Consider the following 25,880-nt stretch of genomic DNA (forward strand, 5'->3'; position numbering starts at 1 on the left):
GAAAACGCGGCCGGTGGCGTATCGGTCCGCAGAACCGACCCGGGAGGGGCAGCGATGAACACTGCCACTGGACTGAACACCACGACCGCGCCGCGGCCGGGCACCGCCATCGGCAGGCTCGACTCTCCGTTGGCCTCGCGGATCCGACGGACCGAACACGGCTACACGGGTGTCGAGGCCACGGATGAGTGGGCCGACGAGATCCGGCGGCTCGCCGACCTTCGGGACGCGGTGATCCTCGCGCACAATTACCAGGTCCCGGAGATCCAGGACATTGCGCATCACGTGGGGGATTCGCTCGCGCTGTCCCGCATCGCGGCCGGGGCCGAGCAGTCGACCATCGTGTTCTGCGGCGTCCACTTCATGGCCGAGACCGCCAAAATCCTCTCGCCGGACAAGACCGTCCTCATCCCCGACGAGGCCGCGGGGTGTTCGCTGGCGGATTCGATCACGGCCGAGCAGCTGGCCGAATGGAAGTCCGAGCACCCCGACGCAGTGGTGGTCTCGTACGTCAACACCACGGCAGCGGTCAAGGAACTGACCGACATCTGCTGCACCAGCTCCAACGCGGTGGACGTGGTGGAGTCGATCGATCCCGCCCGCGAGGTGCTCTTCCTTCCCGACCAGTTCCTCGGGGCCCACGTCCGACGCAAGACCAGACGGGACAACGTTCTGGTGTGGGCAGGGGAGTGCCACGTCCACGCCGCCATCAACGGTGACCAGCTCGAGGATCAGGCGCGCCGCCACCCCGGCGCCGACCTCTACGTCCATCCCGAGTGCGGCTGCGCCACCAGTGCCCTGTACCTGGCGGAGGAGGGAGCCGTTCCGGCGGACAACGTCAAGATCCTCTCGACCGGCGGGATGGTCGACGCGGCGCGCGCGTCCGGGGCAAGCCAGGTCCTCGTGGCCACCGAGGTCGGGATGATCCACCAGCTGCGCAAGGCCGCGCCGGAGATCGACTTCATGCCCGTCAACGCGGACGCCAGCTGCCCGTACATGAAGATGATCACCCCGGCCGCGCTACTGCGTGCCCTGGTGGAGGGTGCCGACGAGGTCCATGTGGACCCCGCCACCGCCGCCGCGGCACGCGGATCGGTGGAGCGGATGATCGCCATCGGCAACCCGGGGTCAGGGGAGTGACCGGACCCGGCGTGGGTGGTTCGGGCGTGAGCGGCACAGGTGTGCGCGGCGCGGGTGCGGGCATCGCGGGTTTGAGCGGAGCAGGCACGGACATCGCGGGTGTGAGCGGCGCAGGCGTGGGCCCAGTGGTGACCGGGGGCGGCGACGACGAGGTGTTCGACCCCGACACCCGTGCCGACGCCCTGATCGCGATCAGGCGCGCCCTCCAGGAGGACCTGCGTTACGGCCCGGATGCGACCTCGCTGGCCACCGTGCCCGCGGACGCCCGCGTCACCGCTCGTATGGCCACACGCGCCGACGGGGTGGTCGCGGGCCTACCGCTGATCCCGATGGTGCTGGCGGAGGTCCTCGGCGACGATTTCGCGGTCGAGCTGCTGGCCGCCGACGGTGACCGGGTGGCGGCCGGGGACGTGGTGGCCGAGATCTCCGCGCCCACACTCGGTCTGCTGACCGCGGAGCGCACCCTGCTCAACCTGGTCTGTCACCTGTCCGGGGTGGCCAGCGCGACCCGGGCGTGGGCGGATGAGCTCGAGGGCACCGGCTGCGCGGTCCGGGACACCCGTAAGACCCTGCCCGGGATGAGGCTGTTGCAGAAGTACGCCGTCCGCTGCGGCGGCGGGGTCAACCACAGGCTCGGCCTGGGGGACGCGGTCCTGGTCAAGGACAACCATGTCGTGGCCGCCGGGGGCGTCGTTCCGGCGCTGACCGCCGTCCGCGAGCGGTTCCCCGAGCTGCCCTGCGAGGTGGAGGTGGACTCACTCGAGCAGCTGGACCAGATGCTCGACGCGGGCGTGGACCTGGTCCTGCTGGACAACTTCCCGGTGTGGCAGACGCAGATGGCGGTGCAGCGGCGGAACACGCTCTCACCCCGTACCCGCCTGGAGTCCAGTGGTGGTCTCACGCTGGATGGTGCCGGCGACTACGCCCGCTGTGGTGTCGACTTCCTCGCCGTCGGCGGGCTCACCCACTCGGTGGCGGTCCTGGACCTCGGTCTGGATATGTGAGGTGCACCCCACCCGGCCGTTCGGGTGAGGTGTGCACCGCCACAACCCGCGTAAAGTTGATGTCATGACGGGCTTCTGGGATACGAGCGAGAAGAGCACACCGGCGGAACGCCGACAGCAGCGGATGGCGGAGGCCCGCCGGCGCGTGGAATCGGGGGAGAACACCTCGCCGCCGCCCCCGCGATCCACTCCCGCCAAGCCCGCTCGGAGCGGCTCGGCCCGGACGTCCAGGGCAGCCACCGTGGACCCGCTCTCGGTGACGGGTGCCCAGTTCGCCGTCTGGCGCAGCGTGCAGCACTTCTGCGCCACCGACTCGCTCCCGGACGCCCGCGGGGGCGATCTCGACCTGCTGGTCGCCTGGTCGGATTCCATTCAGCCGTTCCGGCTGCGCCAGCGGATAGTGGCGCGCCTGGACTCCCAGGGCGCCTGGCTTCCGGTCTGTTACGCCAAGGACGGCTCCCGCGAATCCATCACCCAGGCGCAGGCCGACCGGTACCGGGAGGTTCGGCTCGGTGAGTCCACGCTCTCCGGTGGAGCGCAGAAGTCGCTCAAGGAGACCGACCACCCGGAGGTCACCGCGACGCTCTGAACCGGGACGTCAGCGGGAGGACAGGGCGAACCGACGACCCTGCGGTCGCGGACCGGTACTGAGGACCATCTCGTCTGCACCGGATTCCCGGCCAGCCGGGCCGGTGGTCTCCTTGGTGGCGGTGACCTCGTCGTGGTGGTGACCATCGTGGTCGATGTCGCGGTCCTCGTTCCGGTCGCCGGTCAGGTCGACGGCCTCGGCGTCACCGGATTGCTCGTCCACCGCGACGATCGTCCCCTCGCGCTGGAGATCGATGATCGCGGTGCGGGCCGCCCGGGCGTATCGCAGGTTGCGCAGCGCGGGGGTGTCGTTGTCCGGATCGGAGGGGTCGACGTCGGCGAGTCTCAGCGGCTCCCCCGAGTGCGCCTCGTAGGCCTCACAGACTGATTCGACGATCTCGTCCACCCCGAGGCTGTCCCACTCGCCGAGCTTGTCCACGACGATCATGCGGGCGCGCTCCAGCGCGTCGGCACCGGGCACCGTGGCGGCGTCGATGGCGGATCGGATCTCCCCGGTTCGGGTCTTCTCAGTAGGGGTCTTCTCGGTACGGGTCACGTCGATGCGGGTCTCCTCGGTCGAACTCATGACCCGAGCCTGCCAGCCCCGGCGCCCGAACGCAGCCGGTCGCGCGGGCGCGCCCGGTGTGCGTGCGGGGTCGTCGGCCCGCTAGGACGACAGCTCGGCCATGACGCGCGGTACCTCCGACAACAGCTCCCGGGCGAGGAAGCCGGTGGGTCCGACCCGCACCGCGAGTCGTTCACCGGCCCGACCGTGGGCGTAGGTGGCCCAGGCGGCGGCCTGCGCGGGCTCCGCGCCGCGGGCGAGCAGCCCGGCGATGACTCCCGCCTTGACGTCTCCGGATCCGGACACGCCGAGCCCCTGAGTGCCCGACTCGTCCCGCCACCGGCGGCCGTCCGGAGAGGCGATCCACGAGGTCGCCGTCCCGGACACCACCACGGCCCGGGTTCGCCGGGCGAGGTCCGTGACCCGGTGAGGGGTGTCGGCCTCGACCTCGGACTCGGGGACGCCGAGGGTTCTCGCGATTTCTCGTGTGTTCGGGGTGAGGACGGATCGCCCGTCGAGGTGGGCGACGCCGTCCGGGTACGCGGTCAGGTACGCGAGGCCGAGCGCGTCCAGCACCAGTGAGGAGTCGAGATCGGGGACGACACGGCCGAGCAGCTCCTCGGCGACCCCCACGCGGCTGAGGCCGGGCCCGATGACGACGGCGGCGCACCCCTCCGCCAGTTCACAGATGGTCTCCGCACCGGCGGGGGTCAGCTCCCCGTCGTCGTCCTCGGGGAGCCCGACCGTCATCGACTCCGGGATCCGCAGGGCCAGACCAGGCGCGACGGAGCGGGCCGTGGCGATCTGGAGCTTCCCGGCGCCTGCGTGCAACGCGGCCTCGGCGGCGAGGAGTACTCCTCCCGGTGTCGTGCGACCGCCTCCCACCACGAGCACCCGACCGCGGCCCTCCTTGCCGCCGCCCGGCGTGGGCAGCGCCCACCCCCGCAGGCGGTGGGAGGTCAACACGACCTCCTCGGTGTTGACGGGTGCGGCGTCTGACGGCCCGGTGTTCTTCGCGCCAGTACTCACCGGGCGTCCTCGTCGGCGGCGGAACCCTCGCGGGTGGTGGGCGCCTCGCCCCGCTCTACGGCCGTGGTGTCGGCGTACCGCTCGAGCTCGAGCGCCGCAGCGCCGAACCGATAGGTGGTGACCGAGCAGTTGGGCAGGGGGTCCTCGCGATCCACATGGAGGATGTCCTGCTCGGCCATCTGCTCCAACGCCACACGGAACCCCATGATCACCGCCTGGTGGCTGAACACGCACAACCGCTCCCCGGCGTACTGCTGACGCAGATCGGTGAGCAGGTAACGCACGCGCAGGACCACGTCCGTCCAGCTCTCACCGCCCGGGGGACGGTAGTAGAACTTCCCGATCCGGTCGCGCCGCTCCGCCTCTTCCGGGAAACGGTCGCGGATACCGTGGCCGGTGAAACCGTCGAGTATCCCCAGGTCCCGCTCGCGGAGCCGCTCGTCGGTGAGGAGTGTGGCGTCGACGCGGGCCGCCTCCAGCGCGGCGGCGGCGGTGTCCGCCGCGCGCCGGTAGGGGGAGGTCAGCCACACCGTGGGACGGTGCTCGTCGGGTAGTTCGCCGAGCCACGCGCCGACGGCCGACGCCTGGGTGAACCCGGTGTCCGAGAGCGGGGTGTCGGCGTCCCGGTAGTCAAGGTCGAGGCGGTGGGCCCCGGCGGCGCGGGCCTCGTCGTCGGCGATGTTCCCCACGCTCTGTCCGTGACGGACGAGCAGGAGTCGGGAGAGCTCGGTCATACCCAGAACCTACCCATCCGGATCCCACCCATCCCCGGCCTCACGGCGTGAGAACGATCTTCACGGCCCCGTCCTGCTTCTTCTGGAAGATCTCGTAGGCGTGGGGGGCGTCCGCGAGCGGGAGGCGGTGGGTGGCGAAGTCGTCCACGCCCAGCGGGTCGTCGTCGGTGAGCAGCGGCATGATGTCCGGGACCCAGCGCTTGACGTTGGCCTGGCCCATCTTGAGCGTCAGCTGCTTGTCGAACATCGTCAGCATCGGCAACGGGTCGGCGGTGCCGCCGTAGACGCCGGACAGGGAGATGGTCCCGCCGCGGCGGACGATGTCGATGGCGGAGTAGAACGCGGCGAGCCGGTCCACGCCCGAGTGCTCCATCATCTTCTTGCCCAGGAACTTCGGCAGCATCCCCACGGCCGCGTGGGCCGCCGTGGCGACGGGGGACCCGTGTGCCTCCATGCCCACCGCGTCGATCACGGAGTCCGGCCCGCGGCCGTCGGTCATGTCGCGGATCGCGTCGCCCAGCTCACCGGGGAGCTCGGAGGGGTCGAGCACCTCGACACCCCGGTGCGCCTGCCGGGCCCGGCGCTCCGCGACAGGGTCCACTCCGATGACGCGGTGCCCGCGGTGGGCGGTGATCCGGGCGGCCATGTCGCCGATCGGACCCAGGCCCAGGACGACGACCGTCCCGCCGTCGGGGATCAGTGCGTACTCGACAGCCTGCCAGGCCGTCGGCAGGACGTCGGAGAGGTAGAGGTACCGGTCGTCGGTGTGCTCGTGCGGCACCGTGATGGTGGTGTTCTGGGCCTGCGGGACGCGCAGGTACTCGGCCTGCCCACCCGAGACGCTGCCGTACAACTCGGAGTAACCGAACAACGCCGCGCCCATGCCCTGGTCGCGGACCTGCGTGGTCTCGCACTGGGTGTTGAGGCCCTTGTCGCACATGTAGCAGTGGCCGCACGAGATCTGGAACGGCATCACCACCCGGTCGCCGGGCTTGAGGTCGGTGAGCCCGGACCCGACCTCCTCCACGATCCCCATGGGCTCGTGACCCAGGATGTCGCCCTCGTTCATGAACGGCCCGAGCACCTCGTACAGGTGTAGGTCGGACCCGCAGATATTGGTGCTGGTGATCTTGACGATCGCGTCGGTGGGGTCCTCGATCCTGGGATCGGGCACCTCCTCCACGCGGACGTCGCGCTTGCCGTGCCAGGTGACCGCCTTCATGGCAGATTCCTCTCGCTGGTCGTGTCATGCGCGCTCACGCATATCAGCGACGCTACGAGGCCGCGGGTGTCGTCGCATCCGGTCGCACGGAGGGCCGTGGCGTGTGGAGGGCTGCGCACGGCGGACCACGTTCCCGGGCGATGTCGGGTCCGAGGCGGTAGACCTAGAACGGTGACCGACCTCCGCCAGCCCCGCATAGTGATCATCGGCGCAGGCGTCGCGGGGATCGCCGCCGCGCACACGTTCAAGCAGGCCGGGCTGACCGATGTGACGATCTGCGAGAAGGGCACCGACGTCGGCGGGGTGTGGCACTGGAATCGCTACCCGGGCCTGACCTGCGACGTCCCCTCGCAGCTCTACCAGTTCGGGTTCGCCCCCAAGGCCGACTGGTCGCGCGTCTGGGCATCAGGGGAGGAGATCCAGCGCTACCACCGGGACGTGGTGGAGCGCTGCGGGCTGGACGGGTGGTTGCGGCTCGGGACCGAGGTGACCGACGCCGTATACGACGACGAGTCCGCCACCTGGACACTGTCGACGGCAGCGGGGGAGACTCTCCACGCGGACTTCGTGGTGTGCGCCACAGGAGTGTTGCACCACCCGCATGTGCCCCGTATCGACGGACTCGACTCGTTCACCGGCCCGGTCGTCCACACCGCCCGCTGGGACCCCGGGCTCGAGACCGGTGGGACGAGAGTCGGGGTGATCGGCTCCGGTTCCACGGGAGTGCAGATCGTGTCCGCCCTGCAGCCGCAGGCGGCACGGCTACTGCACTTCACACGCTCACCGCAGTGGATCCTCTGGGCACCCATGGGTGTACGGCAGCCCGCTCCCCTCACCGCCCTGCTCCGTCGGTCACCGGGACTGCAGCGGAGGCTGTACGCGTCAGCCCTGTGGGCGTCGGGGATCCTGGCGGACGTCGTCCTCCAACCGACCTGGCGACGCCGGGCGGTACAGGCGTACGCGCGGTCGAGTCTCCGCCGGCAGGTCCGCGATCGTCGGCTCCGTGAGGAGTTGACCCCCGATTACGAACCACTGTGCAAGCGGCAGGTCGTCTCCGGGACCTACTACCGGGCCATCACCGCTCCCAACGCCCAGCTGGTCACGGGGCCGATAGCCGAGGTGACGCCCACCGGCATCCGTACCGCCGACGGCACCCACCACGAGGTCGACGTGATCGTGCTGGCCACGGGTTTCCGCACACACGAGTACATGCGCCCCATGCGGATCACCGGCCGGGACGGACGGAGTCTCGACGAGGCCTGGGCGGGCGGTCCGCGCGCGTACCGGATGACCGCGATCCCGGGGTTCCCCAATCTCTTCACCGCCCTCGGCCCCAACTCGCCGACCGGGTCGATCTCACTGCAGTTCTCGGCGGAGCTCACCTCCCGGTACATCGCGCAGTGGATCGAGCGGTGGCGGCGCGGTCAGTTCGACGCGATCGAGGTGACCGAGAAGGCGACCGACGAGTTCGCCCGGGCGGTGGGGGCGGCGATGGGGCCGACTGTGTGGAACACCGGGTGTACGTCCTGGTACCAGACCGCCGGCGGTCAGATCGATCTGTGGCCCTTCGACCGGAAGCGGATGGAGGAGATGCTCGACCACCCCGATGACCGGCACTTCGACGAGGTCCTGCTCGGCTCCTGAGAATGCGGTGCGCTGCCGGCCGCGAGATGGATAAAGTAATCGTCATTCTTCGGACGTAGGCCGTGTCGTCGGCCCTGTCGATGGTGGTGACCATGAGCAATCCGTCAGGTGGCTCCGGCTGGGATGGCTCCGGCTGGGATGGTTCGGGCTGGGATGGCTCCGGCCGGAACGACGAGGGATGGGCGCAGGCGGCCCACGGACCAGGTTCCCGGACTCCCTCCCGCAATGGCCTCGTGTGGGCGATGGGTGTGCTCATCGTGGTGCTTCTCGTCGCGCTCGCCGGCGTGGCCGGGTATCTCTTCGCGTCGGACGGTGAGGAGCCGGGTGCGGTACCGGCACCCACGACCAGCGCGGTGGAACCGGGTACGGGGTCCCCCGGCCCTGCGGCCACGCCGGCGGGTACCGGTGCACCACCCGACCGGACCTCGGAATGCGACCCGGACGAGATCGCCGGTGACGCGGGGATCGCCCGCCGGAACGTCAACGTGGACAGGTGTGCGGGCGAGTGGGCGCTGGCGCACGTGTTCGTGCCGCCGGGCGAACCCGCCGGCGACACGCAGTACATAGTGAGCCGTGTCGGCGGGAGCTGGACCCGGTACACCGGGATCCCGTCGACTGTGTGCCGACAGGAGGCGGAGGCTGACGGCATGCCCACCGAGATCGCTGCGGCCCTGGACGACTGCCGGTCCTCGGCCACGCCGACCGGTGATCTGGGACTGGGTGTCCCCATGTCCCGCCCCGCGTGCGACGGCCGGGGGATCGTGGTCTTGTATTCCGCCGTCACCCCGGGTGCGTACGCGCAGGAGATCTCGGCCGCGCTGGCACAGAACCCCGGCGCGTCCTACCTGCGCACCGACATGGCGTGCCCCTCGCTGCGTGCACGGGACGAGAACGGCAATGTCATCTATGCGGTCTACCGTGCTTCCGGGTATTCCCGGCAGGAGCTGTGCTCGGACGTGCGAGCCGTGGGGCCGCCCGCCTACGGCCGCTGGCTGGACACCACCAGCGACCCGTCGGCGCTGGTCACCTGCTGAGCGCGGCCCTGGGGATCACCGCAGGATGAGCGGGATGTGCTGCTCCGCGGCGGTGTTGGCGCCGTGGTGGCCGAGCAGGGTCGACTCCATCTGCTCGTGGCGGGTGCGGGCGAGGACGACGCCGCCGGTGGCGATCGCGATGACGTCCCCGAGTCTGTCGGCATGCTCGCGGCCCGGACCGAACAACTGCTCGTCGAGCGCTTGTTCCCGGCTCAGCACCCGGGCGTGGTCCGCCAACTCCGCACCCCACGCGGCCAGCACCGCCGGCTCCGAGCCGGCCCGCGCGTAGGCGTGTCGTACCCGGGCCTCGCCGGCGACGGCCTCGACGTCCGCGAGGAGCGACGGGGTGGCGTCGATATCGATGACGGTCTCCGCGGCGACCATCCCGTGATCGGCGGTCACGAGCATCTCGCAGTCGCGGGGCAGGTCCGTCGCCAGGTCGGCGACGAAGGCGTCCACCTCGCGCAATGACTGAACCCACTCCGGGGACCCCGGTCCGTGGATGTGTCCGATGAGGTCGAGGTCGCCGAAATAGGAGTAGACGAACCGTCGGGAGCGCGACGGCCCCGCGACCGTGTCGAGCACCGCCTCACGGATCTCCCGCAGCGAGATCGCCGGCCGGTAGGCGCCGTCCGCCCGGAAGGCGGCGCGGGTGAGTCCGGACGCCCGGAAGTCCTCGCGCATGACATAGGTGACGTCGACACCCTCCTCGGCGAGCAGCTCGAGCAGACTCGGCAGCACCTGGACCTCGCGCGGAGGGAACCGGTCCAGTGCGGAAGGGCCGTCCGCGGAGCCCGTGGTCCAGCGCAACGAATTGAAGACGGTGGGGGTGTCGCCACCCTCGTCCGGTAGCGCGAAGCTGTAGCCCACGATCCCGTGACGGGAACACGGCGCTCCCACCGCGAGGCTGGTCAGACTCGTGGCCGTGGTGGCGGGGAATCCCGCGGAGATCATGCGCGTGGTCATCGCTGCGAGGGTGGGCGCGTCGTCGGCGTGTTGCCGGATGAGTTCGGCGCCGAGGCCGTCGACCAGGACGAGCACCGCGTCCCGCGTGGGCGGAAGCGCCAGCGGGTTGCGGACGTCCACACCCAGCGAGGCGGCGATCGACGGCATGACGTCGGCAAGCGAACGGTCGGCGGGGCTGGTGGGGATCCCGGTCATCACTCCACTCTCCCTCATCCCGCCGGTGAGCGGTGCAGACCGGCGGGAGCGGACCCGCGCTTCCGGGGCGGGTTCGTCGTGGCGTAACACCGCCACGCTCGTGGCGGATATGTGATGGACTCGATAATCGTCAATCCGCCGAGGGGCTCGCGCCCCCGACCTGCTCGGAGATCACTGTGACCAGATCCATCGCCTACGCCGGAGCGCTGGCCGCCGCGCTCCTCGTCTTCTCGACCGGCGCCGCCGCAGCCCAGAGCGCGGACGGCCTGTCGTCGGGCGCCCTCGACTCGTCGTCGCTCACCGGTTCCGTCGAATCGGGGGCCGATACGGACACCGACGGCGGCCTCGGTTCCGCCGGCGAACTGCTTCCGGCTTCCGTCACCGGCTCTCTGCCCGGCTACACCTCCGGGCCGATCGGGTCGGTCGCCAGCGCCGTCTGTGGCGTCGGCACCGTGGCCGGCACGGCAGCCAACCTCGCAGGCATTCCGCTGCCGCCCATCGGGGTCCTGTGCATGGTCGTCAAGCCCGTGGCGGAATCCGTCGACCACCTGATGCGCGGTGACGTCCCGGGTTCGGTCGGCGCCGTCATCGGCGGGGTTCCGGTGGTGGGCGACTCCCTGGGTGACGTCGTCGACACGGACTCGGCCACCGAGGCCGTGGAGGGTTCGCTCGGGGAGGAGCGGCTCGGCTCCATCTCCGGGTCCTCGGTGTCCCCGGAGATCACCCCGGACGTTACTCCGGAGAACTGACCGGGCTCAGCGCTGGCCGCGACCGAAGGCGTGGGGCTCCACCGGCCGTTGCGCGATCGGGAGCCCGGCCACCACGAGCCGGTAGGACTCGGTGACCAGCTCCTCGACCATGTCGGGGCTCAGGGTCCCACCGGGGTGCAGTGAGATCCAGTGGCGCTTGTTCATGTGGTAGCCGGGCGTGATGTCCTCGTGCGCGTCGCGGAGTGCGAGGCTGTCCGAGGGCGAGGCCTTGAGCACCACGCGGCGCTCATCCTCGACCTCGGTGTGGAGCATGAACACCTTGCCCCGGACCTTGTAGACGTCGACGTCCCGCCCGAACGGGAACTCCAGAGTCGTCGCCGGTAGTTCGCGCGCCCGCATCGCCGCACACCTCTGGAGTTCCCGCCCGTTCATATCCCTGACGTTACGACACGCTCGTGTCGGCCCGCGGGACCGGTCGGGCTCTGCGCGAGGGGATTGACCAGGGTGCCCGCGAACTGCAGCGAGCCCGCCTGATCTGTCAGATCGACCATCTGGCGGGTGTCGCGCAGCTGCAGCCGGTTGAGGCACGAGTGCCGGAACCGCGGTGCGAACAGCGCCTGCCACATCGATTCGTCGACCTCTCCCGGGTCGCCGTCGCTGCCGTCCAGGGTCTGCAGGCACCGGCGGGTCTCGTCCCAGAACTCCGACGCCGGCAGGACCCCGGCGTCGTCGCAGATCGCGGCCAGATGACGAAGTACCCCGTCCATGACGTCGGTGTGGATGCTCAACACCGCCGTCTCGGCATCCACGATGTGCCGGATCCGATCGATCCCCTCGGGCAGCGGGCGGTCGGTCACCACGGCCACCTCCTCCCCGATGTCCTTGAACAGCACCCGGCGCGGGAGGTGGTCGGGGCCGATCACCACGATCACGTTCTCCCCGTGCGGCATGAACACCAGACCGTGCGTGAGCAGGCACCGGGCCACCGGCAGTACGTAGGCGTCGAGCAGGGCGCGGAGCCACGTGCGGGCGACCGACCCGGATCGCTCCAGATGTTCGACGACGAGGGGGCGCCCGTGCAGGTCCACGTGCAGTAGCGAGGCCAGCGTGAAGGCCCGCTCTCCCTCCGCCAGACGCGGCACCGGGCTCTCGCGCCACAGAGCGGCGATCATCTTGGTGTGCGGCCCCTCGTCCGAGACGCCGTACTCGGCTGCCCGGTGGTACGCGTCGCCGGTGTAGCCCACCGCCGCGACCTCGCGCAGGATCCCGAAGTCGAGAGCCCGGAGCACGGGATCCCCGGCGACCAGACCGGCAACCCAGTCGTTAACCGCCGGGGTGTCACGCATGTACTTCGGCGACAGCCCGCGGGTGAAGCCCATGTTCTGCACCGCCAGCGCCGTCTTGACGTAGCCGCGCTCGGGACGGGTCACGTCGAAAAACGTACGGACGGACTGTTGGGGGCGGTACTCACTGCGGGACTCGCCCAGATAGACGAGGTCACGGCGGGCCAGGTCGGGGCCGAACGCCACGGCGATCTTGTGCTCCCACTGCCACGGATGAACGGGCAGGAGACGGTACCCGCCGGGGTCCAGACCCAGCGCGCGGAGTGTGTCTCCGCATTCCTCGAGGGCCTCACGGCCGAACTCGCGGCGATAGAGGTCGTCCTCGTCGAGCCCGCTCACGGTGGCGAGGTGGCTCAACTCCCGGCGGACCGCCAGCCACACCAGGCGCACGGTGGCGGATGCCTCCGGGGTGTAGTGGTGCCGGTCGGCGAGTCCCAGTCCGATGCGCCCGTTGTTGGCCACGAACCCGGGGTGCCCCTCGGTCATGGCGGCCTCGACCTCCTGCAGGTCCGCCCCGGCGAGAACCTGCGCCGGACGGTCGCGGTGGTGCAGGCAGAACGCGGCCGATCCGAGGGTCGCGGCGATCTCCTCCAGGTAGACGCCGACGAGCGACTCCGGGATCCCGAGAGCCGGGGCGATCGCGGTGATCAGGGCCTGGGCGTCGGGCTCGACCGGGTCGCCGCAGACCTCGCGGCGGAGCGACCCCTCGTCCACCACCCAGTGTTCGAGCGGCAGCACACGGGCCCGGAACGTCCACCGCTCGTCCCCGGCTCGGACTTCGTAGGACCCGGGTCCGGCGCCCGGCCCCGGGGTGATGAGCCGCTCGTGGGAGAACTCGGCCAGCGCCTTGGCGCACAGGTGCCGATGGGCGCGCCGCATCGCGTGACCGCTGAGGTGCGCGTGGGCGGGGGCGCCACCCGGCGGCGGAGACGATGTCGGTGACAACGGCGTGGAGACGGTCCGCACGCTGCGGCCGATCTCGGAGACTCGGAAGTCCTCGGCGGTGCAGAACGAGAGCAGGGCGGTCTTGTCGGCCAGCTCGAGCAGCCCGTCCTCGCGGAAGCCCGCACGGGTGTTGAGCCGGTGTACGGCGGTGTTCCGGGCGTCGGGTTCCACCACAATGCGCCGCGCGCGCGGTGTGTCGAAGGCGGTCTCGCATATGGCCCCCATCACGGCGGCGGTGGTTCCCGGCACCGGCGTACGAGACGGAGCCACCAGCAGGTGCATGCCGAGATCGCCGTCCCGGTGCGGGTATCTGCCGTCGAGTTCGATCTCCGCCGGGTCGTAGAACACCGCCAGACCCACACGCAACCCGTCGATGCGCACGATGTGGACCTGCCGGTGGGGGCAGTTCTGCCAATCCGCGAACACCGAGCCGACCTGATCGGGGGTCAGTCCCCGCATGCCCCAGTACTCCGACCCGGGGTGGGAGAGCCAGGCGTGCAGGGTCCGGACGGTGTCGGTGTCCGTGGTCAGTGGGGAGAGCGAGACCAGTCCGGCGGGTGTGCTGACGATGTGGGTCATCGGGCCTCCTGGGCCTGCGTCGTGGCGGGTGCTGTTCGGGGTGCTGTCCGAGTCGGGGTCGGGGTCGGGGCCGTGGCCCGGGGCGCGGTCGGGGTCGCGTTCGGTAGCGGGGTAGGTGGCGGGGTCGGGGTCGATGGCGGGGTCGCGGGAGCGGGTGTGGGCGCAGGGCGGTGGGTCGGGGCGCCGAACTGCTGGAACGCGATGGCCGGCTCGACGGGGTAGGGCTCGCGGCCGGTGACCCCGCGCAGGATGACGCTGTTGCGCATGGCCCCCATCCCGAGGTCCGGGGCGCTGAGCCCGTGTGTGTGCTCCTCGGCGTTCTGCACGTGGACGTACCGATGGGCGAGGTCGACGGTGTGGTCGCGCGCCACACGGTAGCGGCGGGGCCGGCCCGCGGGAGTGTGCCCTGGTCCGGATTCCTCCCAGTCGATCTTGGAGGCGATCCCGTCGAGGAACCGCGGCGCGGTGGGTGAGTAGCCGGTGGCCATCACCAGCCCGTCCGTGTGGTGCTCCCACAACCGCCCGGTGTCGTTGCAGCGCAGGGCCAGCCGGATACCGGTGTCGGCGACGGTGGCGTCCTCCAGGGCGGTCGCGGCCACGAGCAGCCCGTTGTCCAGCCCTCGGGCGGAACGCCGGTAGAGCAGATCGTGGATCTCGTTGATCAGATCGGCGTTGATGCCCTTGTACAGCGATCGTTGGTCGCGCAGCATCCGGTCCCGCGTGTCGGCGTCGAGTCCGTGGAAGTGGTCGATGTACTCCGGGGAGGTCATCTCCAGGGTGAGCTTGGTGTACTCCATCGGGAAGAACCGGGGGGAGCGGGTGATCCAGTCCACGCGGGGGCCGTGGTCCGCGGCCGACGAGAGCAGGTCGTGATAGACCTCCGCGGCCGACTGGCCGCTGCCTACGACGGTCACCGAGTCCAGCCGGAGCAGGTCTTCGCGCCGGTGCAGGTAGTCGGCGGCGTGCAACGCCACCCTCGGGGACGGGCTCAGCAGGTCCGGGTCGAGCGGGTCCGGGTCGAGCGGGTCCGGGTCGAGCGGTTGCTGGTCGAGCGAGCTCGTGTCGATCGGCGACCACGGGGTGGTGCCGATCCCCAGCACCAGGTGCCGGGCGCGGTAGGTCTCCGTGCCGTCGGAGGTGATCGCGGTGACCCGGTAGACGGGCCCGTCCTCGTCGTCGGTCCCGTCGGCACGTCCGCCCCCGGTCCCCGGCGCGGTCTCGCGACGGACGTCGACCACCTCCCGGCCCCACCGGAGTCCGCCCACCCGCTCGGAGGCCCAGCGGCAGTACGCGTCGTACTCCGAGCGCAGCGGCTGGAAGTTCTCGCGGATGTAGAACGGGTACAGTCGGCCGACCTCCTTGAGGTACGACAGGAACGAGTACGGCGAGGTGGGGTCGGCGAGCGTGACCAGGTCGGCGAGGAACGGCACCTGGATAGTGGCGTCGTCGAACATGAGTCCGTGGTGCCACGCGAAGCCCTCGCGGGCGTCGAGGAAGACCGCGTCGATCTCCAGTGGCTCGGCCAGGCACGCCAGCCCGAGGTTGAACGGACCGATGCCCACCCCCAGCAGATCGTGGATCTTCCCACTCATGAGAACACCCCCGCGGTGGTGGCCTGGCGTATCCCGTCGGCCAGGTACCGGGCGGCCTCCCTGACGTCGGCGAGTACTGCCGCCACGTCCTCGTCGCGCAGGCCGGGGTCCAGGACGGTGAGTTTGAGGCAGGGCCTGCCGTCGACCACTGTCGCGGCGACCACGGAGCGCCCCTCGGCGAACAGCGCGTCCCTGACGGGTCGGACCAGGGCATCGGACTCGTCGGGGTCACACCCCTCGGGCCGGGGCCGGAACAGGACGGTAGACAGCGCCGGCCGGCGGACCAACTCGAGGTCGGGTTCGGAGTCGATGGTCCGGCCGATCCGCTGGGCCACGTCGATCGCGTCGTCGAGCATGCGGCCGATCCCGTCCGCGCCGAGTACCCGCAGCGTCATCCAGAGCTTGAGGGCGTCGAAGCGGCGGGTGGTCTGCAGGGACTTGTCCACCGCGTGGTCGTCACCGTCCGCGGGGTTGAGGTAGTCGGCACTGACGGTGGAGTGGCGGAAGCCCGAACCGTCGCGTAGGAGCAGCGCGGACGCGGCCACCGGCAGGAAGAAGGTCTTGTGGAAGTCCACGGTCACCGAATCGGCCAGCCCGATCCCGTCGAGTAGGCCGCGACGGGTGGGCGAGACCAGCAGACCGCCGCCGTAGGCGCCGTCCACGTGCAACCACACGTTCCGCTCGCGGCACACCCGGCCGATCTCGCGCAGCGGGTCGATCGCACCGTGGTCGGTGGTGCCGGCCAGGGCCACGACCGCCGCGACCTCGTCTCCCGCGTCGGCCACGGAGGCCAGGGCCCGGTCGAGGGTGGCCGGGTCCATTCGGTCGCCGTCCCCGGGCAGGACGATCACTGCGTCGGGTGCCAGGCCGAGCAGTCGGGCGGCCTTGACCACGCTCAGATGCGCGTGCTCACCGGTGACGATCCGCAGGCGGGACAGTCGTGCGCAACGGTCGGCCGGGGTGGTTCCCCGGGGGCCGGGGCGGGAGAGTCGATCTTCCCGCGCGGTGAACAGCCCCTGGAGGTTCGACTGGGTCCCGCCGGTGGTGAACACGCCGTCGGGAGTGAGCGCCTCCGGCCGGTCGAAGTCGATCAGTTCGGCGACCCAGTCGACGAGCTTCTGTTCGATGAGACAGGCCGAGGTGCCCTGGTCCCAGGTCTCCACGGCCGTGTTGACAGAGGTGGCGAGTGTCTCGGCGGCCAGCGCGGGGATGGTGACCGGGCAGTTGAGGTGAGCGAGGTAGCGGGGATGGTGGTAGCCCACGGCGTGGTCGAGGTAGAGACCACGTACCTCCAGCAGTGCCTTCTCGAGCGATCCCAGTGGGGTCGACAGGTCCACCGCCGCGGTCTGGGCCGCGAGATGTGCGGGGGAGGCGGACGAGCGCGGGGTGGTACGACCGTCGAGGTATCGACCTACCTCGGCGGTCGCCGCGGCCAGGGCGGCGGCGTGGTCCTTCCGGCTCCGGTGGCTCAACAGGTGTTCGTTCACAGGTGCTCCGAACTTCTCGGGGATCTTCGGTACCGGCGAACGCTATGAGGATAGGCTACCCTAATCAACAGTTCGGTGACATGAATCACGTTGTGGGCCAACTGGAGTGGGAATGTGCAGGACGAGTCTTGCGCCGCGGTGCGGTTCGGCTCTAGTGTTGCGCCGATAAGGTAAGCCAAGCCTAAGCGGCTTCTATCCCACCCGGAGACCCCATGAGTTCATCCGCCGTCCGATCCCGTGTCCGCCCGGTCGACACCCCTGAACGTTCGCACCTGGTACTGATCCTGGCCGCGTTCATCGCGATGCTGGCGGTGTTGGCAGGGTGCACGACGGGTTCCGTGGGCGGGTCCGAGGAGTCCGCTGCGGCGACCGACGTCGAGCGCGACGGAGACTTCCCGCGCACTATCACTCACGCTTACGGGCAGACCGAGATCACCGAGCCGCCCCAGCGGGTGGCCACGATCTCCTGGGTCAACGCGGATGTCTCCCTGGCACTGGGTGTGGTGCCCGTGGGAATGCCGCGCAATTCCTTCGGCGCCAATGCCGGCGGGTCCACCGACTGGTTCGACGCCGAGTTGGAGTCTGTCGGTGGCGAGATGCCCGAGCTGTACTCCGAGACGGACGGCATCAACACCGAGGCCATCGCCGCGCTGCAGCCCGACCTCATCCTGGGTGTCTACTCCGGCATGACCGCCGAGGAGTACGAGACCCTGTCCAAGATCGCCCCCACCATCGCGATGCCCGAGGGCGACGTGGCGTTCGGCACCGCATGGCAGGACTCCACCCGCCTCATCGGCGAGGCGTTGGGCCGCTCGGCCCGGGCCGAGGAACTCATCGACGAGGTGGAGGGCCGGATCACCCAGGTCGCCGACGACCACCCGGGCATCCGGGGGACGACCTTCATCTACGGAACCGTGGACCCCGATGCGGCCGAGAAGATCTACGCCTTCACCGATGTGGACAACCGCCCACGCTTCCTCGAGCAACTCGGGATGGTGCAGGCACCGGTGGTGGCCGAGGCCTCGACGGGGGCCTCGGACCAGTTCGCCGTGACGTGGTCGCCCGAGCGGGCCGATGAACTCGTCTCGGACATCCTGGTCACCTACGCGGCGTCGCCGGACGTGCGGACCGCGATCGAATCCGATCCACTGCTTGGCCGCATCCCCGCGATCGAGGCGGGCCGGATGGTGGTGCAGACCGACGAGCAGCAGGTGCTGTCGATCTCGGCCGCGTCGCCGCTCAGCCTGCCCTGGGCACTCGACAACGTGGTCCCCGACATCATCGCCGCCGCGGAGCAGAACTGACGCTGATGCAGGCGACCGCGACGAGCAGGATCGACCCCGCCACGGCGGGGCCGCCGGCAGCCCCGGTGCGGGCCTCCGCACCGGGGCGCCGGCGTGTGGTGACGGGCACCGTGACCGCCCTGCTGCTTCTCATGGCGTCGGTGGCCGCGTCCCTCTTCCTCGGCTCCCGGTCGGTCGACCCCGCCGTCGTGTTCTCGGTCCTGTCCGGACTGCCGTCCCAGTTGATGTCCGGAGACCTCGCCGCCGCGCTGGCCCCGGGGTCCGGTGCCGGGATGGACGAGGCGGTGGTGAGTGCCCGCGTCCCCCGCACGATCACCGCGATCGTCGTGGGTGCCGCGCTGGCCGTGGCCGGCGCAGGGTTGCAGGGTGCCACCCGCAACCCGCTCGGTGACCCGGGTCTGCTCGGGCTGACCGCGGGCGCCGCACTGGGCGTGGTGCTCGGATTGGCCCTCGCGCCCACGGCGGGCCCGACCGCGGTCGCGATCTTCGCAGTCGTCGGATCGCTCGCCGCCGGGACGGTGGTCGTGGGGGCCGGGCGACTCGGCGCCGACTCCGGCACCGGACTGGTCCTCGCCGGAGCTGCGGTGACGGCCGGTTGCACCGCGGTGACCTCGTCGTTGGTGATCGCGCTACCGGGGGTACTCGACCGGTTCCGCTTCTGGGGTCTCGGATCGGTGGCCCGCTCCGGGGCACCGGAGATCGCCGCGGCGCTGCCGTTCGTCCTCCTGGGGCTCGCCCTGGTCATCGCCGGAGCCGCCTCACTCGACGCGCTCGCCCTTGGCGACGACCTGGCGCGCGGGCTCGGGGTCGGGCCGGTGGCCGGTCGGGCGGTCGTCCTGGGCGGCGTGGTGATCCTGTCCGGGGTCGCCACCGCGCTGGCGGGCCCGATCGCATTCCTCGGTCTTCTCGTTCCCCATCTGCTGCGGCGACTCGTCGGGGTGGGGAACAGGGTGGTGCTGGGGTTGTCCGTGATCGTGGGCCCCGTCGTGCTGCTGCTGGCCGACACCCTCGGGCGCGTCCTCGCCCCGCCGGGGGAGATCGCCGTCGGGGTGATGACCGTGGCGATGGGAGTGCCGTTCCTGATCGCCATGCTGCGACTGAACCGTGGGGTGAGCGCCTCGTGAGCACTGCCGTACTCGACCGGCCCGTGGACCAGTCGGAGACCGAACAGCTGGTCCGCCGGCTCGCCGCCCGACGCCGGAGGCGCGCCCTGCTCGTGGTGGCCGCACTCGTCGTCGCTCTCCTCGCGGCGATGGCGGTCCGGGTCCTGCTGGGCCGGTACACGGTGACCATCCCCGACTTCGTCGCCATCCTCCGCGGCGCCACCATCCCCGGCGCGACCTTCGTGGTGATGGAGGACAAGCTCCCCCGCGCGGTGCTGGGCGCGCTGGCAGGACTGGCGTTCGGCGCCTCTGGGGCACTGTTCCGCCGCGTCCTGGGCAACCCGCTCGCGAGCCCCGACATCCTGGGCATCTCCCACGGGGCGTCCGCAGGGGCGGTCGCAGGGATGGCGATCTGGGGGCTGCGCGGGGTCGCGATCATCCCGGCGGCGCTCCTCGGGTCCGCGGTCGCGCTGGCCATCGTCCTCATCGCGTCCGCAGGGCGCCACACCGGGATCGTGGGCCAGCGGTTCCTGCTCGGCGGCGTGGCCGTGGCCGCCCTCGGCGCGGCCGTGGTCACCCAGCTCATCGCGCGCCTGCCGCTGGCCGGGGCTCAGGAGGCCGCCGTGTGGACCGTCGGTTCGCTCTCCGGAGCCTCGGTCCAGCGCATCGGATGGCTCGCAGTGGCCCTGGTGCTGCTCCTGCCCCTGGGCATCTGGCTGCACGAGGCCCTCCGGCCCGCCGAGCTGGGACCCGAGCTCGCCGTGGGCCTGGGTTCCCGGCCCGTCCCCACCCGCGCGGCCGCGTTGGGAGTGGGCACCATTCTCGCCGCCTCCGCGACCGCCGTGGCCGGCCCACTCGCCTTCGTGGCGCTGCTGGCCACGCCCATCGCCACCGCCCTGGGCCGCGGCCGTCCCCACATCGTGGCCGCCGCGCTCACCGGCTCGGTGATGGTGGTGGTCGCCGACATCGTGGCCTCCGAGGCCCTGAACACCGTCGACCTCCCCACCGGCGTGGTGACCGGCGCCCTCGGCGCCCCTGCCATGCTCTGGATCCTCCTGCGTTCCCGAAAGGTCGCCTGATGAGTATCACCACCCCCGTCGCAGCCGCGTTGCCCATGGACGCCGCGCCCGGCCCGGCCCCCGCCTTCCGCCTGCGCGGCCTGTCCCTGGGATACGGGACCGACCCCGTGATCCGCGACCTCGACCTGGATATCCCCAGCGGCCGTACCACGGTGTTGATCGGTGCCAACGGCTGCGGCAAGTCCACGATCCTGCGCGCCCTGGGTCGGCAGCTCACGCCCCTGTCCGGGTCGATCGAGGTGGCCGGGCGGGATCTGGACGTGATCAAGCCGCGCGAACACGCCAGGTCGGTGGCCTTCCTCCCGCAGTCACCGCTGGTGCCGGAGGGGCTCACCGTGGCCGAGCTGGTGGCCCGCGGCCGACATCCCCACCGTCGGTGGTGGGGTCCGGGCGACGACGACGAGCCCGCCGTCGCCGAGGCGTTGGCGCTCACCGACACCGCGGGATTCGCCCACCGCCGGGTAGACGAACTCTCAGGCGGTCAGCGCCAACGGGTCTGGGTGGCGCTCGTGCTGGCCCAGGCCACGCCGACGCTGCTACTCGACGAGCCGTGCTCGTTCCTCGACTTGGCCCACCAGATGGACATCCTGGACCTGGTCCGCGATCTGCCGCTGCCCGCCGCCCACGCCCGGGACCAGCGGGGGGACGACTCCGGTCGCCGGACCGTGGTGGCAGTCCTGCACGAGCTCACCCTGGCCGCACGTGTGGCCGACCACCTGGTGGCCGTAGCCGAGGGCGGGGTCGTGGCCGCCGGGCCGCCCGAGCAGGTGATCAACTCCGAGACGCTACGTCGGGTGTTCGATCTGGAGGCCGACATCATCAGTGACCCGCTCACCGGCCACCCCGTGGTCCTGCCGCGGGGACGACGGAAGGGGACATCATGACCGCCATGACCACAGAGGCGCCGATCCTCGTCGCGCAGACGCGGGTGGTCCGGGTCCGCGCACTGGGGGAGTCGTACCTCCGCCTGGTGTTGGCCGGCCCGGATCTCCTGAGGTGGTCGGAGGAAGTGGTGGATCCCGGGACGGTGCGCGACGCCTACATCAAGGTGTTCGTGCCCCCGGCAGGTGGGCAGGGGGTCGTCCCGGACCCGTCCGCGATCCGGGAGTGGCTGACCCTGCCCGAGGAGGACCGGGGTTGGATGCGGACCTACACCGTCCGTCGGGCCGACACGGTGGAGCTCGACGGCGAGCAGGTCCCGGCCCTGACCGTGGACATGGTGGTCCATCCCGGTGCGGACGAGGGGCCGGGCTCGGAGTGGGCGCGGGCGGTGAGGCCCGGTGACACGGTGCGTATCGCCGGCCCCGGCCGCGGGCACGCACCATGGGCGGCGTGGTCTCCGGGTGGGGCCGGCCGGGTGGTGTGTGCGGGAGATGAGACCGCGGCGCCCGCACTGTTGTCGATCGCCGAGGAGCTCGCCGCGGAGCCGCAGGGGATGCGGGACGTCCAGATCGTCCTGGAGGTGCCGACCCCGTCCGACGTGCGCGCGCTGTCGGCGGAGGCGTCCGACTCCGTCACCCTGCTCTCGAGATCGGGGGAACCGGGCCACGCGCTCGTGCACCATCTGGCCGGACTGTTGGAGGTGGGTCAGGGGTGCGTCGAGACGGTCCTGGACGGACGCCGTCCCGCCGAGCGGGAGTGGCAGACGGCCACTCCCGTCTCCGCCGGGGACCCGTACGTGTTCCTGGCGGGGGAGGCGGGGCTGGTCCGGGCGATGCGCAGGCTCGCCGTGGACGGGGCCGGGATGCCCAAGGGGGCCGTGTCGTTCATGGGGTACTGGCGCCGGGGTGCCGCGGAATCCTGAGCGGATGTCGGGCGCAGTGGCTCGCCGTGGGGTCTCTGCAGACGAGGTTCGTGCGCACGCCGATCAGATGTCGTCAGGGCTCTCATCCGGGGTCTCATCAGGGCCCTCGTCGGGCGCCGGGTAGGATGGGTCGCGCAGCGCACCGAGAAGGCGTGGGTAGCGCGATCCGGGCAGGCGGTTCCCGATGGGATCGAAGTGCAGGTCCTTGTCGTCGTCCTCCCAGGTGTCGACCGTCAGTCGGCCGAGGGTCTCCCACTTGCCCAGTGGGGTGGCGTGCTGGAGGGTCCACGTGCCGCCGTCGCCAGTGGGGATCGCGGCCAACAGCAGTTGGCGGCCGGCGATCCGCACGGGGAACATGGACGTCATGGTGCGGCCGGTCGTGCGCCAACCTGTCGTCAGCACGTAGCGGGTGATCGGCCCCAGGCCCGTGCTCGCGAGAAGGATGTCCACGGGACTATCGGCGTGGATGCGGATGGCCATCCCGCCGATGTCGGGGACGGCGTCCGGCAGGCCCACGGCGCGCGAGAACCGGACCGTCGCCGGCCACCGGCCCGTGATGTCCAGGAGCGGTGAGCCGGTTCGTCCGATTCCTGTCACGCTCAGAGTCGCGTGGGCGACGACGCCCTTGGGGTGCAGCGCCTTGGGCCGGGCCAGACGCGTCACCGCCGCCGCGACACCGAAGGCCGAACCGAACAGGCCCGCGACGGGTGACGAGCGCACGGCCACCTCAGTGGAAGGCTCGGGGCGTCGGTTGTCGGGAACGTGGGCGGAGGATGCGCGGCTGGTTCTCCGAGGGGTACGGGTCATGGTCTCAACCCTACTCAGTGGCGCGTCTCACACCACGGTGCTACGGTCAGCCCAAAGTTGGACAGAACACGGGACGGTGTCAACCATGGTCAGTGCGTACCTGCGACAGGACGAGGGACTCTTCGCGCCCGACTCGGTCGCCCGGCGGGTGTGGTCCTACCCGACCTCCGCTCTGTTGGGCTTCATCCGGGCGGTGACCGTCGAGCACCTCGACCCCGACCTGACCGCCGCCGTCGACCACAGTGGCCAGGTGGTCCAGCGGCCCGCCCTCCGGTACGACCGGACCGTTCAGTACTTCGCGACCGTGCTGTTCGGCGACGCCGAGTCGGTGATCAGATCCTCCGACGTGCTCATGAAGGTGCACTCGCGCGCGTACGGCCCCAACCTCGTCACCGGCGGCGACTACGACTCGAACGACCCTGACTCGCAACTGTGGATCCACATGACCGCCTGGCACTCGATCCTCTACGTGTACGAGCGCTACGGACCCGGGCAGCTGAGCCGGACCGAGGAGAACGAGTACTGGCGCGAGTGCGCCGTGGCAGCGCACTGCCAACCGATCCACGTCGACGACGTGCCGAGGACCAGGGGCGAGGTACAGAAGTACTTCGACGACTGGCGCGACCGGCTCGCCGCGTCCGAGGCGGCCGTGCACAACATCGACTTCATCCTCCACGGCATGGACACCATCTTCACCGCGCTGCCCGCGCCGATGCGGGCGGTCATGGGACCGGTGATCAGGGCCGGGGTGATCGCCACCTACCCACGGTGGATGCGGCCACTGATGGGCGTCAGTCAGTCACGGGTGGTCGATACGGCGGCGCGCGCGGCGCTCCGGCCGGGCATGACAGCACTGGCACGCAGTCCCCGGGCGCAACTGTGGTTCCTCGAGCGGGTGGCCCCCCGCGGCGGTCCGGTTCTCACCGACTACCTGCGAGGCATCCCCGCCGAGACCTCGAGCGTCTACTCGCCGGAGCAGGCCCGGAAGAGGTACGGCGACCCCCGGACGCCGCTCGAGCAGTACGCGGACCAACTCGCCGCGCGGCGGGTCGGGGCTGCGGCGACGCCGTACGAGCCCAAGCACCACGAGGCGCCGCTGGAGTTCGCGGCCCCGGCGGCGCGGGTGGGTTAGGCCCGCCCCGCACCATCGGACTCGCCCGTTGACCGGTCCTCGTCCCGGGTGGGTTCGCGTCGAATCAACGACCGCGACGTCTGTCGAGTGGGACGACGGTGGGCGTCCGGGTGACCGCGTCCGGGACGATGAGGCTGGGTAGATCGAATACCTCCTCGACCAGGGCCGCGGTGAGTATGTCGCCAGGAGAGCCGGAGGCGACCACACGTCCGTCCTTCATCACCACCAGGTACGAGGCGTAGCGGGCGGCCTGATTGAGGTCGTGGAGGACCGCGACGACCGTGCGGCCGGACTCGTGCTGGTTCCGGAGGAGATCCAGCACGTCGTACTGGTGGGAGATGTCGAGGTAGGTGGTCGGTTCATCGAGGAGCAGGACCGGTGTCTGCTGGGCCAGGAGCATCGAGATCCAGACCCGCTGCCGCTGCCCTCCGGACAGTTCGTCGACGAACCGGTCCGCGAGCCCGGTGACGGAGGTGGCGGCCATCGCCTCTGCTACGGCGGCGTCGTCGCCCAGACTCCACTGGCGCAGTGGACTGTGATGTGGATGCCGGCCCCGGGACACCAGGTCACCCACCCGTATCCCCTCCGGAGTGACGGCTCCCTGCGGAAGGAGGCCCACCCGTCGCGCGACCTCCCGGGTGCGCAGGCGGTTGATGTCCCGGCCGTTCAGGAGGATCTGTCCCTGGTGAGGGGTGATCACCCGGGCCAAGGCCTTGAGCAGGGTGGACTTGCCGCACGCGTTGGGTCCCACGATCACGGTGAAGGCGCCGTCGGGGATGCTCAGGTCTAGATCCGTCGCGACGACGCGGCGCTCGTAGGCGAGCCGTGCCCCCTCGGCCACCAGCGCAGCCGAGTGGTCGAGGGGGGTGGCGGCGACGTGTGGCATCAGCCCAGGGTCTCCTCGACGTCGTCGAGGATCTCGGCCGCGCCGAGGACGCCGATGCCGACCATCCAGGTCTCGTCATCCACCTCGTGGGTCTGATCGGCCCTGACCGCAGGGAGGTCGTTCCACAGCCCGGTGACCGTCGCCATCGTGGTCGCCGAGGGGTCGCCGCCGGGGTTGGTGAAGAACACGATCTCGCCGTCGATCTCCTCGTACAACTCCGGGGAGAGCTCGGCCATCGAGTACTCGTTCCACTCCCGGTCGCCCAGGTCGAAGCCCATCGCGGACATGAGGGAACCGGAGAACGTCTCCGGCCCGTAGAGGCGGAAATTGTCCGGTCGGAAGCGGACGATCGAGAGCGTCTTCCCCTCGGCCTCCACCGCGCTGCCGACCTCGGCGATACGGGTGTCGAGGTCCCCGATGAGGTCCTCCATCTCCTGCTGCTCGCCCACCGCAGCGGCCGTGATGCGGGCCTGCTCCTGCCAGTCGGTTCCGGAGTTCTCCGAGAACACCGTCGGAGCGATACCGGAGAGTTCGTCGTAGATCGCCTCATGCCTCACCTTTGCCCCGATGATCAGGTCCGGGGCGAGGGCCGCGATCTTGTCGATGTCGGGCTCGGAGGTGAGGCCGACCAGCTCGGCGTCGATCCCGCCGAGATACGGAGGGGCGCCGGCGCCCGCGCCGGATTCCGTGATCCCGACCGGGGTGTGTCCGAGGGCGACCAGCGCGTCGAGGTGCGGGGAGTCGAGTACCACGACGCGCTCAGGGGCCGACTCGAGTGTGGTCTCGCCCATCGCGTGGGTGACGGTGTAGGCGTCCTCCGTCGACGACTCCGGGGAGGTTTCTGAGCTGGAACAACCCGCGAAGGTGAGAGCGGAGGCGACGGCGACGGCGAGGAGGGACGGCACTGCACGGCGCCGCCGGAGGAAAGTGGTCATGGAAGAGAATCCAACCACAGCGAGGCAAGGCTTACCTAAGCGGTCGGCTACAG

Annotated in this window: 24 protein-coding genes; 12 read left to right on the plus strand and 12 right to left on the minus strand. The window is 70.8% G+C overall.

The annotated features are described in order from the left end of the window. The first annotated feature begins 54 nt into the window (after positions 1-54). From nadA to A6048_RS06645, 3 genes are all read left to right on the plus strand, one after another. Positions 55-1,140 carry a quinolinate synthase NadA gene (gene nadA, locus A6048_RS06635; protein WP_107748339.1) on the plus strand — a complete coding sequence of 362 codons (1,086 nt, stop codon included), beginning with the start codon at positions 55-57 and terminating at the stop codon, positions 1,138-1,140. Between the two features lie 128 nt (positions 1,141-1,268). Next, positions 1,269-2,144 carry a carboxylating nicotinate-nucleotide diphosphorylase gene (gene nadC, locus A6048_RS06640; RefSeq protein WP_200837307.1) on the plus strand — a complete coding sequence of 292 codons (876 nt, stop codon included), beginning with the start codon at positions 1,269-1,271 and terminating at the stop codon, positions 2,142-2,144. Positions 2,145-2,208: 64 nt separating this feature from the next. After that, positions 2,209-2,733 (plus strand): hypothetical protein, encoded by a 525-nt coding sequence (locus tag A6048_RS06645; protein WP_107748340.1) that lies wholly within the window; start codon positions 2,209-2,211, stop codon positions 2,731-2,733. A 9-nt stretch (positions 2,734-2,742) separates the two neighbouring features. Here the strand turns inward: A6048_RS06645 and A6048_RS06650 are convergent, their stop codons facing one another. From A6048_RS06650 to A6048_RS06665, 4 genes are all read right to left on the minus strand, one after another. Further along, positions 2,743-3,318, minus strand: a complete 576-nt coding sequence (locus tag A6048_RS06650) for a hypothetical protein (protein WP_107748341.1) — start codon at positions 3,316-3,318, stop codon at positions 2,743-2,745. Between the two features lie 81 nt (positions 3,319-3,399). Beyond that, a complete protein-coding gene (locus A6048_RS06655) occupies positions 3,400-4,326 on the minus strand; it encodes an NAD(P)H-hydrate dehydratase (protein ID WP_200837306.1) in 927 nt (308 codons plus the stop codon). Continuing rightward, positions 4,323-5,060 carry a histidine phosphatase family protein gene (locus A6048_RS06660; RefSeq protein WP_107748342.1) on the minus strand — a complete coding sequence of 246 codons (738 nt, stop codon included), beginning with the start codon at positions 5,058-5,060 and terminating at the stop codon, positions 4,323-4,325. Before A6048_RS06660 ends, A6048_RS06655 begins: the two co-directional genes overlap by 4 nt. 40 nt (positions 5,061-5,100) lie before the next feature. Further along, positions 5,101-6,282, minus strand: a complete 1,182-nt coding sequence (locus A6048_RS06665; protein WP_107748343.1) for a zinc-dependent alcohol dehydrogenase — start codon at positions 6,280-6,282, stop codon at positions 5,101-5,103. A gap of 171 nt (positions 6,283-6,453) precedes the next feature. Between A6048_RS06665 and A6048_RS06670 the strand changes: the two genes are divergently transcribed. Beyond that, positions 6,454-7,926, plus strand: a complete 1,473-nt coding sequence (locus A6048_RS06670; RefSeq protein ID WP_107748344.1) for a flavin-containing monooxygenase — start codon at positions 6,454-6,456, stop codon at positions 7,924-7,926. 92 nt (positions 7,927-8,018) lie between these two features. Next, positions 8,019-8,960, plus strand: a complete 942-nt coding sequence (locus A6048_RS18605) for a serine/threonine protein kinase (protein ID WP_235027329.1) — start codon at positions 8,019-8,021, stop codon at positions 8,958-8,960. Positions 8,961-8,975: 15 nt separating this feature from the next. Here A6048_RS18605 and A6048_RS06680 read toward each other — a convergent pair whose 3' ends face one another. Beyond that, positions 8,976-10,121, minus strand: a complete 1,146-nt coding sequence (locus A6048_RS06680; protein WP_107748345.1) for an alkaline phosphatase family protein — start codon at positions 10,119-10,121, stop codon at positions 8,976-8,978. 176 nt (positions 10,122-10,297) lie between these two features. Here A6048_RS06680 and A6048_RS06685 point away from each other — a divergent pair, with 176 nt between their 5' ends. Then, the gene (locus A6048_RS06685; protein WP_107748346.1) at positions 10,298-10,870 is read left to right on the plus strand and encodes a hypothetical protein; all 573 of its coding nucleotides are present in this window, start codon (positions 10,298-10,300) and stop codon (positions 10,868-10,870) included. Positions 10,871-10,876: 6 nt separating this feature from the next. On the opposite strand, the gene A6048_RS06690 is transcribed toward A6048_RS06685, so the two are convergent. From A6048_RS06690 to A6048_RS06705, 4 genes are read right to left on the minus strand one after another with little or no spacing between them, the layout of a single operon-like run. Further along, on the minus strand, positions 10,877-11,263 hold the full coding sequence (locus tag A6048_RS06690) for an MmcQ/YjbR family DNA-binding protein (RefSeq protein WP_107748347.1): 387 nt from the start codon (positions 11,261-11,263) through the stop codon (positions 10,877-10,879). Further along, the gene (locus A6048_RS06695; protein ID WP_107748348.1) at positions 11,260-13,698 is read right to left on the minus strand and encodes a GNAT family N-acetyltransferase; all 2,439 of its coding nucleotides are present in this window, start codon (positions 13,696-13,698) and stop codon (positions 11,260-11,262) included. The genes A6048_RS06690 and A6048_RS06695 overlap by 4 nt, the downstream gene beginning before the upstream one ends. Next, the gene (locus tag A6048_RS06700; RefSeq protein ID WP_162845715.1) at positions 13,695-15,290 is read right to left on the minus strand and encodes a lysine N(6)-hydroxylase/L-ornithine N(5)-oxygenase family protein; all 1,596 of its coding nucleotides are present in this window, start codon (positions 15,288-15,290) and stop codon (positions 13,695-13,697) included. The genes A6048_RS06695 and A6048_RS06700 overlap by 4 nt, the downstream gene beginning before the upstream one ends. Then, complete coding sequence (locus A6048_RS06705; protein WP_107748349.1) at positions 15,287-16,777, minus strand: pyridoxal phosphate-dependent decarboxylase family protein; 1,491 nt, start codon at positions 16,775-16,777, stop codon at positions 15,287-15,289. Before A6048_RS06705 ends, A6048_RS06700 begins: the two co-directional genes overlap by 4 nt. Positions 16,778-16,989: 212 nt before the next feature. Here A6048_RS06705 and A6048_RS06710 point away from each other — a divergent pair, with 212 nt between their 5' ends. Genes A6048_RS06710 through A6048_RS06730 form a run of 5 tightly spaced genes read left to right on the plus strand, consistent with a single transcriptional unit; the run spans position 16,990 to position 22,067 of the window. Then, positions 16,990-18,081, plus strand: a complete 1,092-nt coding sequence (locus A6048_RS06710; protein ID WP_107748350.1) for an iron-siderophore ABC transporter substrate-binding protein — start codon at positions 16,990-16,992, stop codon at positions 18,079-18,081. A 5-nt stretch (positions 18,082-18,086) separates the two neighbouring features. Then, a complete protein-coding gene (locus tag A6048_RS06715; RefSeq protein WP_107748351.1) occupies positions 18,087-19,205 on the plus strand; it encodes a FecCD family ABC transporter permease in 1,119 nt (372 codons plus the stop codon). Next, a complete protein-coding gene (locus A6048_RS06720; RefSeq protein WP_107748352.1) occupies positions 19,202-20,263 on the plus strand; it encodes a FecCD family ABC transporter permease in 1,062 nt (353 codons plus the stop codon). Before A6048_RS06715 ends, A6048_RS06720 begins: the two co-directional genes overlap by 4 nt. Further along, the gene (locus tag A6048_RS06725; protein WP_107748353.1) at positions 20,263-21,147 is read left to right on the plus strand and encodes an ABC transporter ATP-binding protein; all 885 of its coding nucleotides are present in this window, start codon (positions 20,263-20,265) and stop codon (positions 21,145-21,147) included. Before A6048_RS06720 ends, A6048_RS06725 begins: the two co-directional genes overlap by 1 nt. After that, the gene (locus A6048_RS06730) at positions 21,144-22,067 is read left to right on the plus strand and encodes a siderophore-interacting protein (protein ID WP_107748354.1); all 924 of its coding nucleotides are present in this window, start codon (positions 21,144-21,146) and stop codon (positions 22,065-22,067) included. The genes A6048_RS06725 and A6048_RS06730 overlap by 4 nt, the downstream gene beginning before the upstream one ends. A 63-nt stretch (positions 22,068-22,130) precedes the next feature. Here A6048_RS06730 and A6048_RS06735 read toward each other — a convergent pair whose 3' ends face one another. Next, entirely contained in the window at positions 22,131-22,874 is a 744-nt protein-coding gene (locus A6048_RS06735) for a catalase family protein (RefSeq protein ID WP_235027293.1), read from the minus strand. 85 nt (positions 22,875-22,959) lie between these two features. Here A6048_RS06735 and A6048_RS06740 point away from each other — a divergent pair, with 85 nt between their 5' ends. Then, the gene (locus tag A6048_RS06740) at positions 22,960-24,006 is read left to right on the plus strand and encodes an oxygenase MpaB family protein (RefSeq protein ID WP_235027294.1); all 1,047 of its coding nucleotides are present in this window, start codon (positions 22,960-22,962) and stop codon (positions 24,004-24,006) included. Between the two features lie 64 nt (positions 24,007-24,070). Here the strand turns inward: A6048_RS06740 and A6048_RS06745 are convergent, their stop codons facing one another. Together A6048_RS06745 and A6048_RS06750 are read right to left on the minus strand one after the other, a co-directional pair. Further along, positions 24,071-24,892 (minus strand): ABC transporter ATP-binding protein, encoded by an 822-nt coding sequence (locus tag A6048_RS06745; RefSeq protein WP_107748356.1) that lies wholly within the window; start codon positions 24,890-24,892, stop codon positions 24,071-24,073. Further along, positions 24,892-25,827, minus strand: coding sequence for an ABC transporter substrate-binding protein (locus tag A6048_RS06750; RefSeq protein WP_162533927.1), 936 nt, complete (start codon positions 25,825-25,827; stop codon positions 24,892-24,894). The genes A6048_RS06745 and A6048_RS06750 overlap by 1 nt, the downstream gene beginning before the upstream one ends. Between the last annotated feature and the right edge of the window lie 53 nt (positions 25,828-25,880).

Source organism: Dietzia psychralcaliphila, assembly GCF_003096095.1.
Taxonomy (GTDB): Bacteria; Actinomycetota; Actinomycetes; order Mycobacteriales; family Mycobacteriaceae; genus Dietzia; species Dietzia psychralcaliphila.

Excerpts from the sequence above, each read along its gene's own strand:
- nadA (WP_107748339.1), top strand. The coding sequence starts at position 55 with ATGAACACTGCCACTGGACTGAACACCACGACCGCGCCGCGGCCGGGC.
- A6048_RS06740 (WP_235027294.1), top strand. The coding sequence starts at position 22,960 with ATGGTCAGTGCGTACCTGCGACAGGACGAGGGACTCTTCGCGCCCGAC.
- A6048_RS06650 (WP_107748341.1), bottom strand. The coding sequence starts at position 3,318 with ATGAGTTCGACCGAGGAGACCCGCATCGACGTGACCCGTACCGAGAAG.
- A6048_RS06645 (WP_107748340.1), top strand. The coding sequence starts at position 2,209 with ATGACGGGCTTCTGGGATACGAGCGAGAAGAGCACACCGGCGGAACGC.
- A6048_RS06725 (WP_107748353.1), top strand. The coding sequence starts at position 20,263 with ATGAGTATCACCACCCCCGTCGCAGCCGCGTTGCCCATGGACGCCGCG.
- A6048_RS06665 (WP_107748343.1), bottom strand. The coding sequence starts at position 6,282 with ATGAAGGCGGTCACCTGGCACGGCAAGCGCGACGTCCGCGTGGAGGAG.
- A6048_RS06730 (WP_107748354.1), top strand. The coding sequence starts at position 21,144 with ATGACCGCCATGACCACAGAGGCGCCGATCCTCGTCGCGCAGACGCGG.
- A6048_RS06745 (WP_107748356.1), bottom strand. The coding sequence starts at position 24,892 with ATGCCACACGTCGCCGCCACCCCCCTCGACCACTCGGCTGCGCTGGTG.
- A6048_RS06680 (WP_107748345.1), bottom strand. The coding sequence starts at position 10,121 with ATGACCGGGATCCCCACCAGCCCCGCCGACCGTTCGCTTGCCGACGTC.
- A6048_RS06710 (WP_107748350.1), top strand. The coding sequence starts at position 16,990 with ATGAGTTCATCCGCCGTCCGATCCCGTGTCCGCCCGGTCGACACCCCT.
- A6048_RS06735 (WP_235027293.1), bottom strand. The coding sequence starts at position 22,874 with ATGACCCGTACCCCTCGGAGAACCAGCCGCGCATCCTCCGCCCACGTT.
- A6048_RS06695 (WP_107748348.1), bottom strand. The coding sequence starts at position 13,698 with ATGACCCACATCGTCAGCACACCCGCCGGACTGGTCTCGCTCTCCCCA.
- A6048_RS06750 (WP_162533927.1), bottom strand. The coding sequence starts at position 25,827 with ATGACCACTTTCCTCCGGCGGCGCCGTGCAGTGCCGTCCCTCCTCGCC.
- A6048_RS06715 (WP_107748351.1), top strand. The coding sequence starts at position 18,087 with ATGCAGGCGACCGCGACGAGCAGGATCGACCCCGCCACGGCGGGGCCG.
- A6048_RS18605 (WP_235027329.1), top strand. The coding sequence starts at position 8,019 with ATGAGCAATCCGTCAGGTGGCTCCGGCTGGGATGGCTCCGGCTGGGAT.
- A6048_RS06690 (WP_107748347.1), bottom strand. The coding sequence starts at position 11,263 with ATGAACGGGCGGGAACTCCAGAGGTGTGCGGCGATGCGGGCGCGCGAA.
- A6048_RS06660 (WP_107748342.1), bottom strand. The coding sequence starts at position 5,060 with ATGACCGAGCTCTCCCGACTCCTGCTCGTCCGTCACGGACAGAGCGTG.
- A6048_RS06700 (WP_162845715.1), bottom strand. The coding sequence starts at position 15,290 with ATGAGTGGGAAGATCCACGATCTGCTGGGGGTGGGCATCGGTCCGTTC.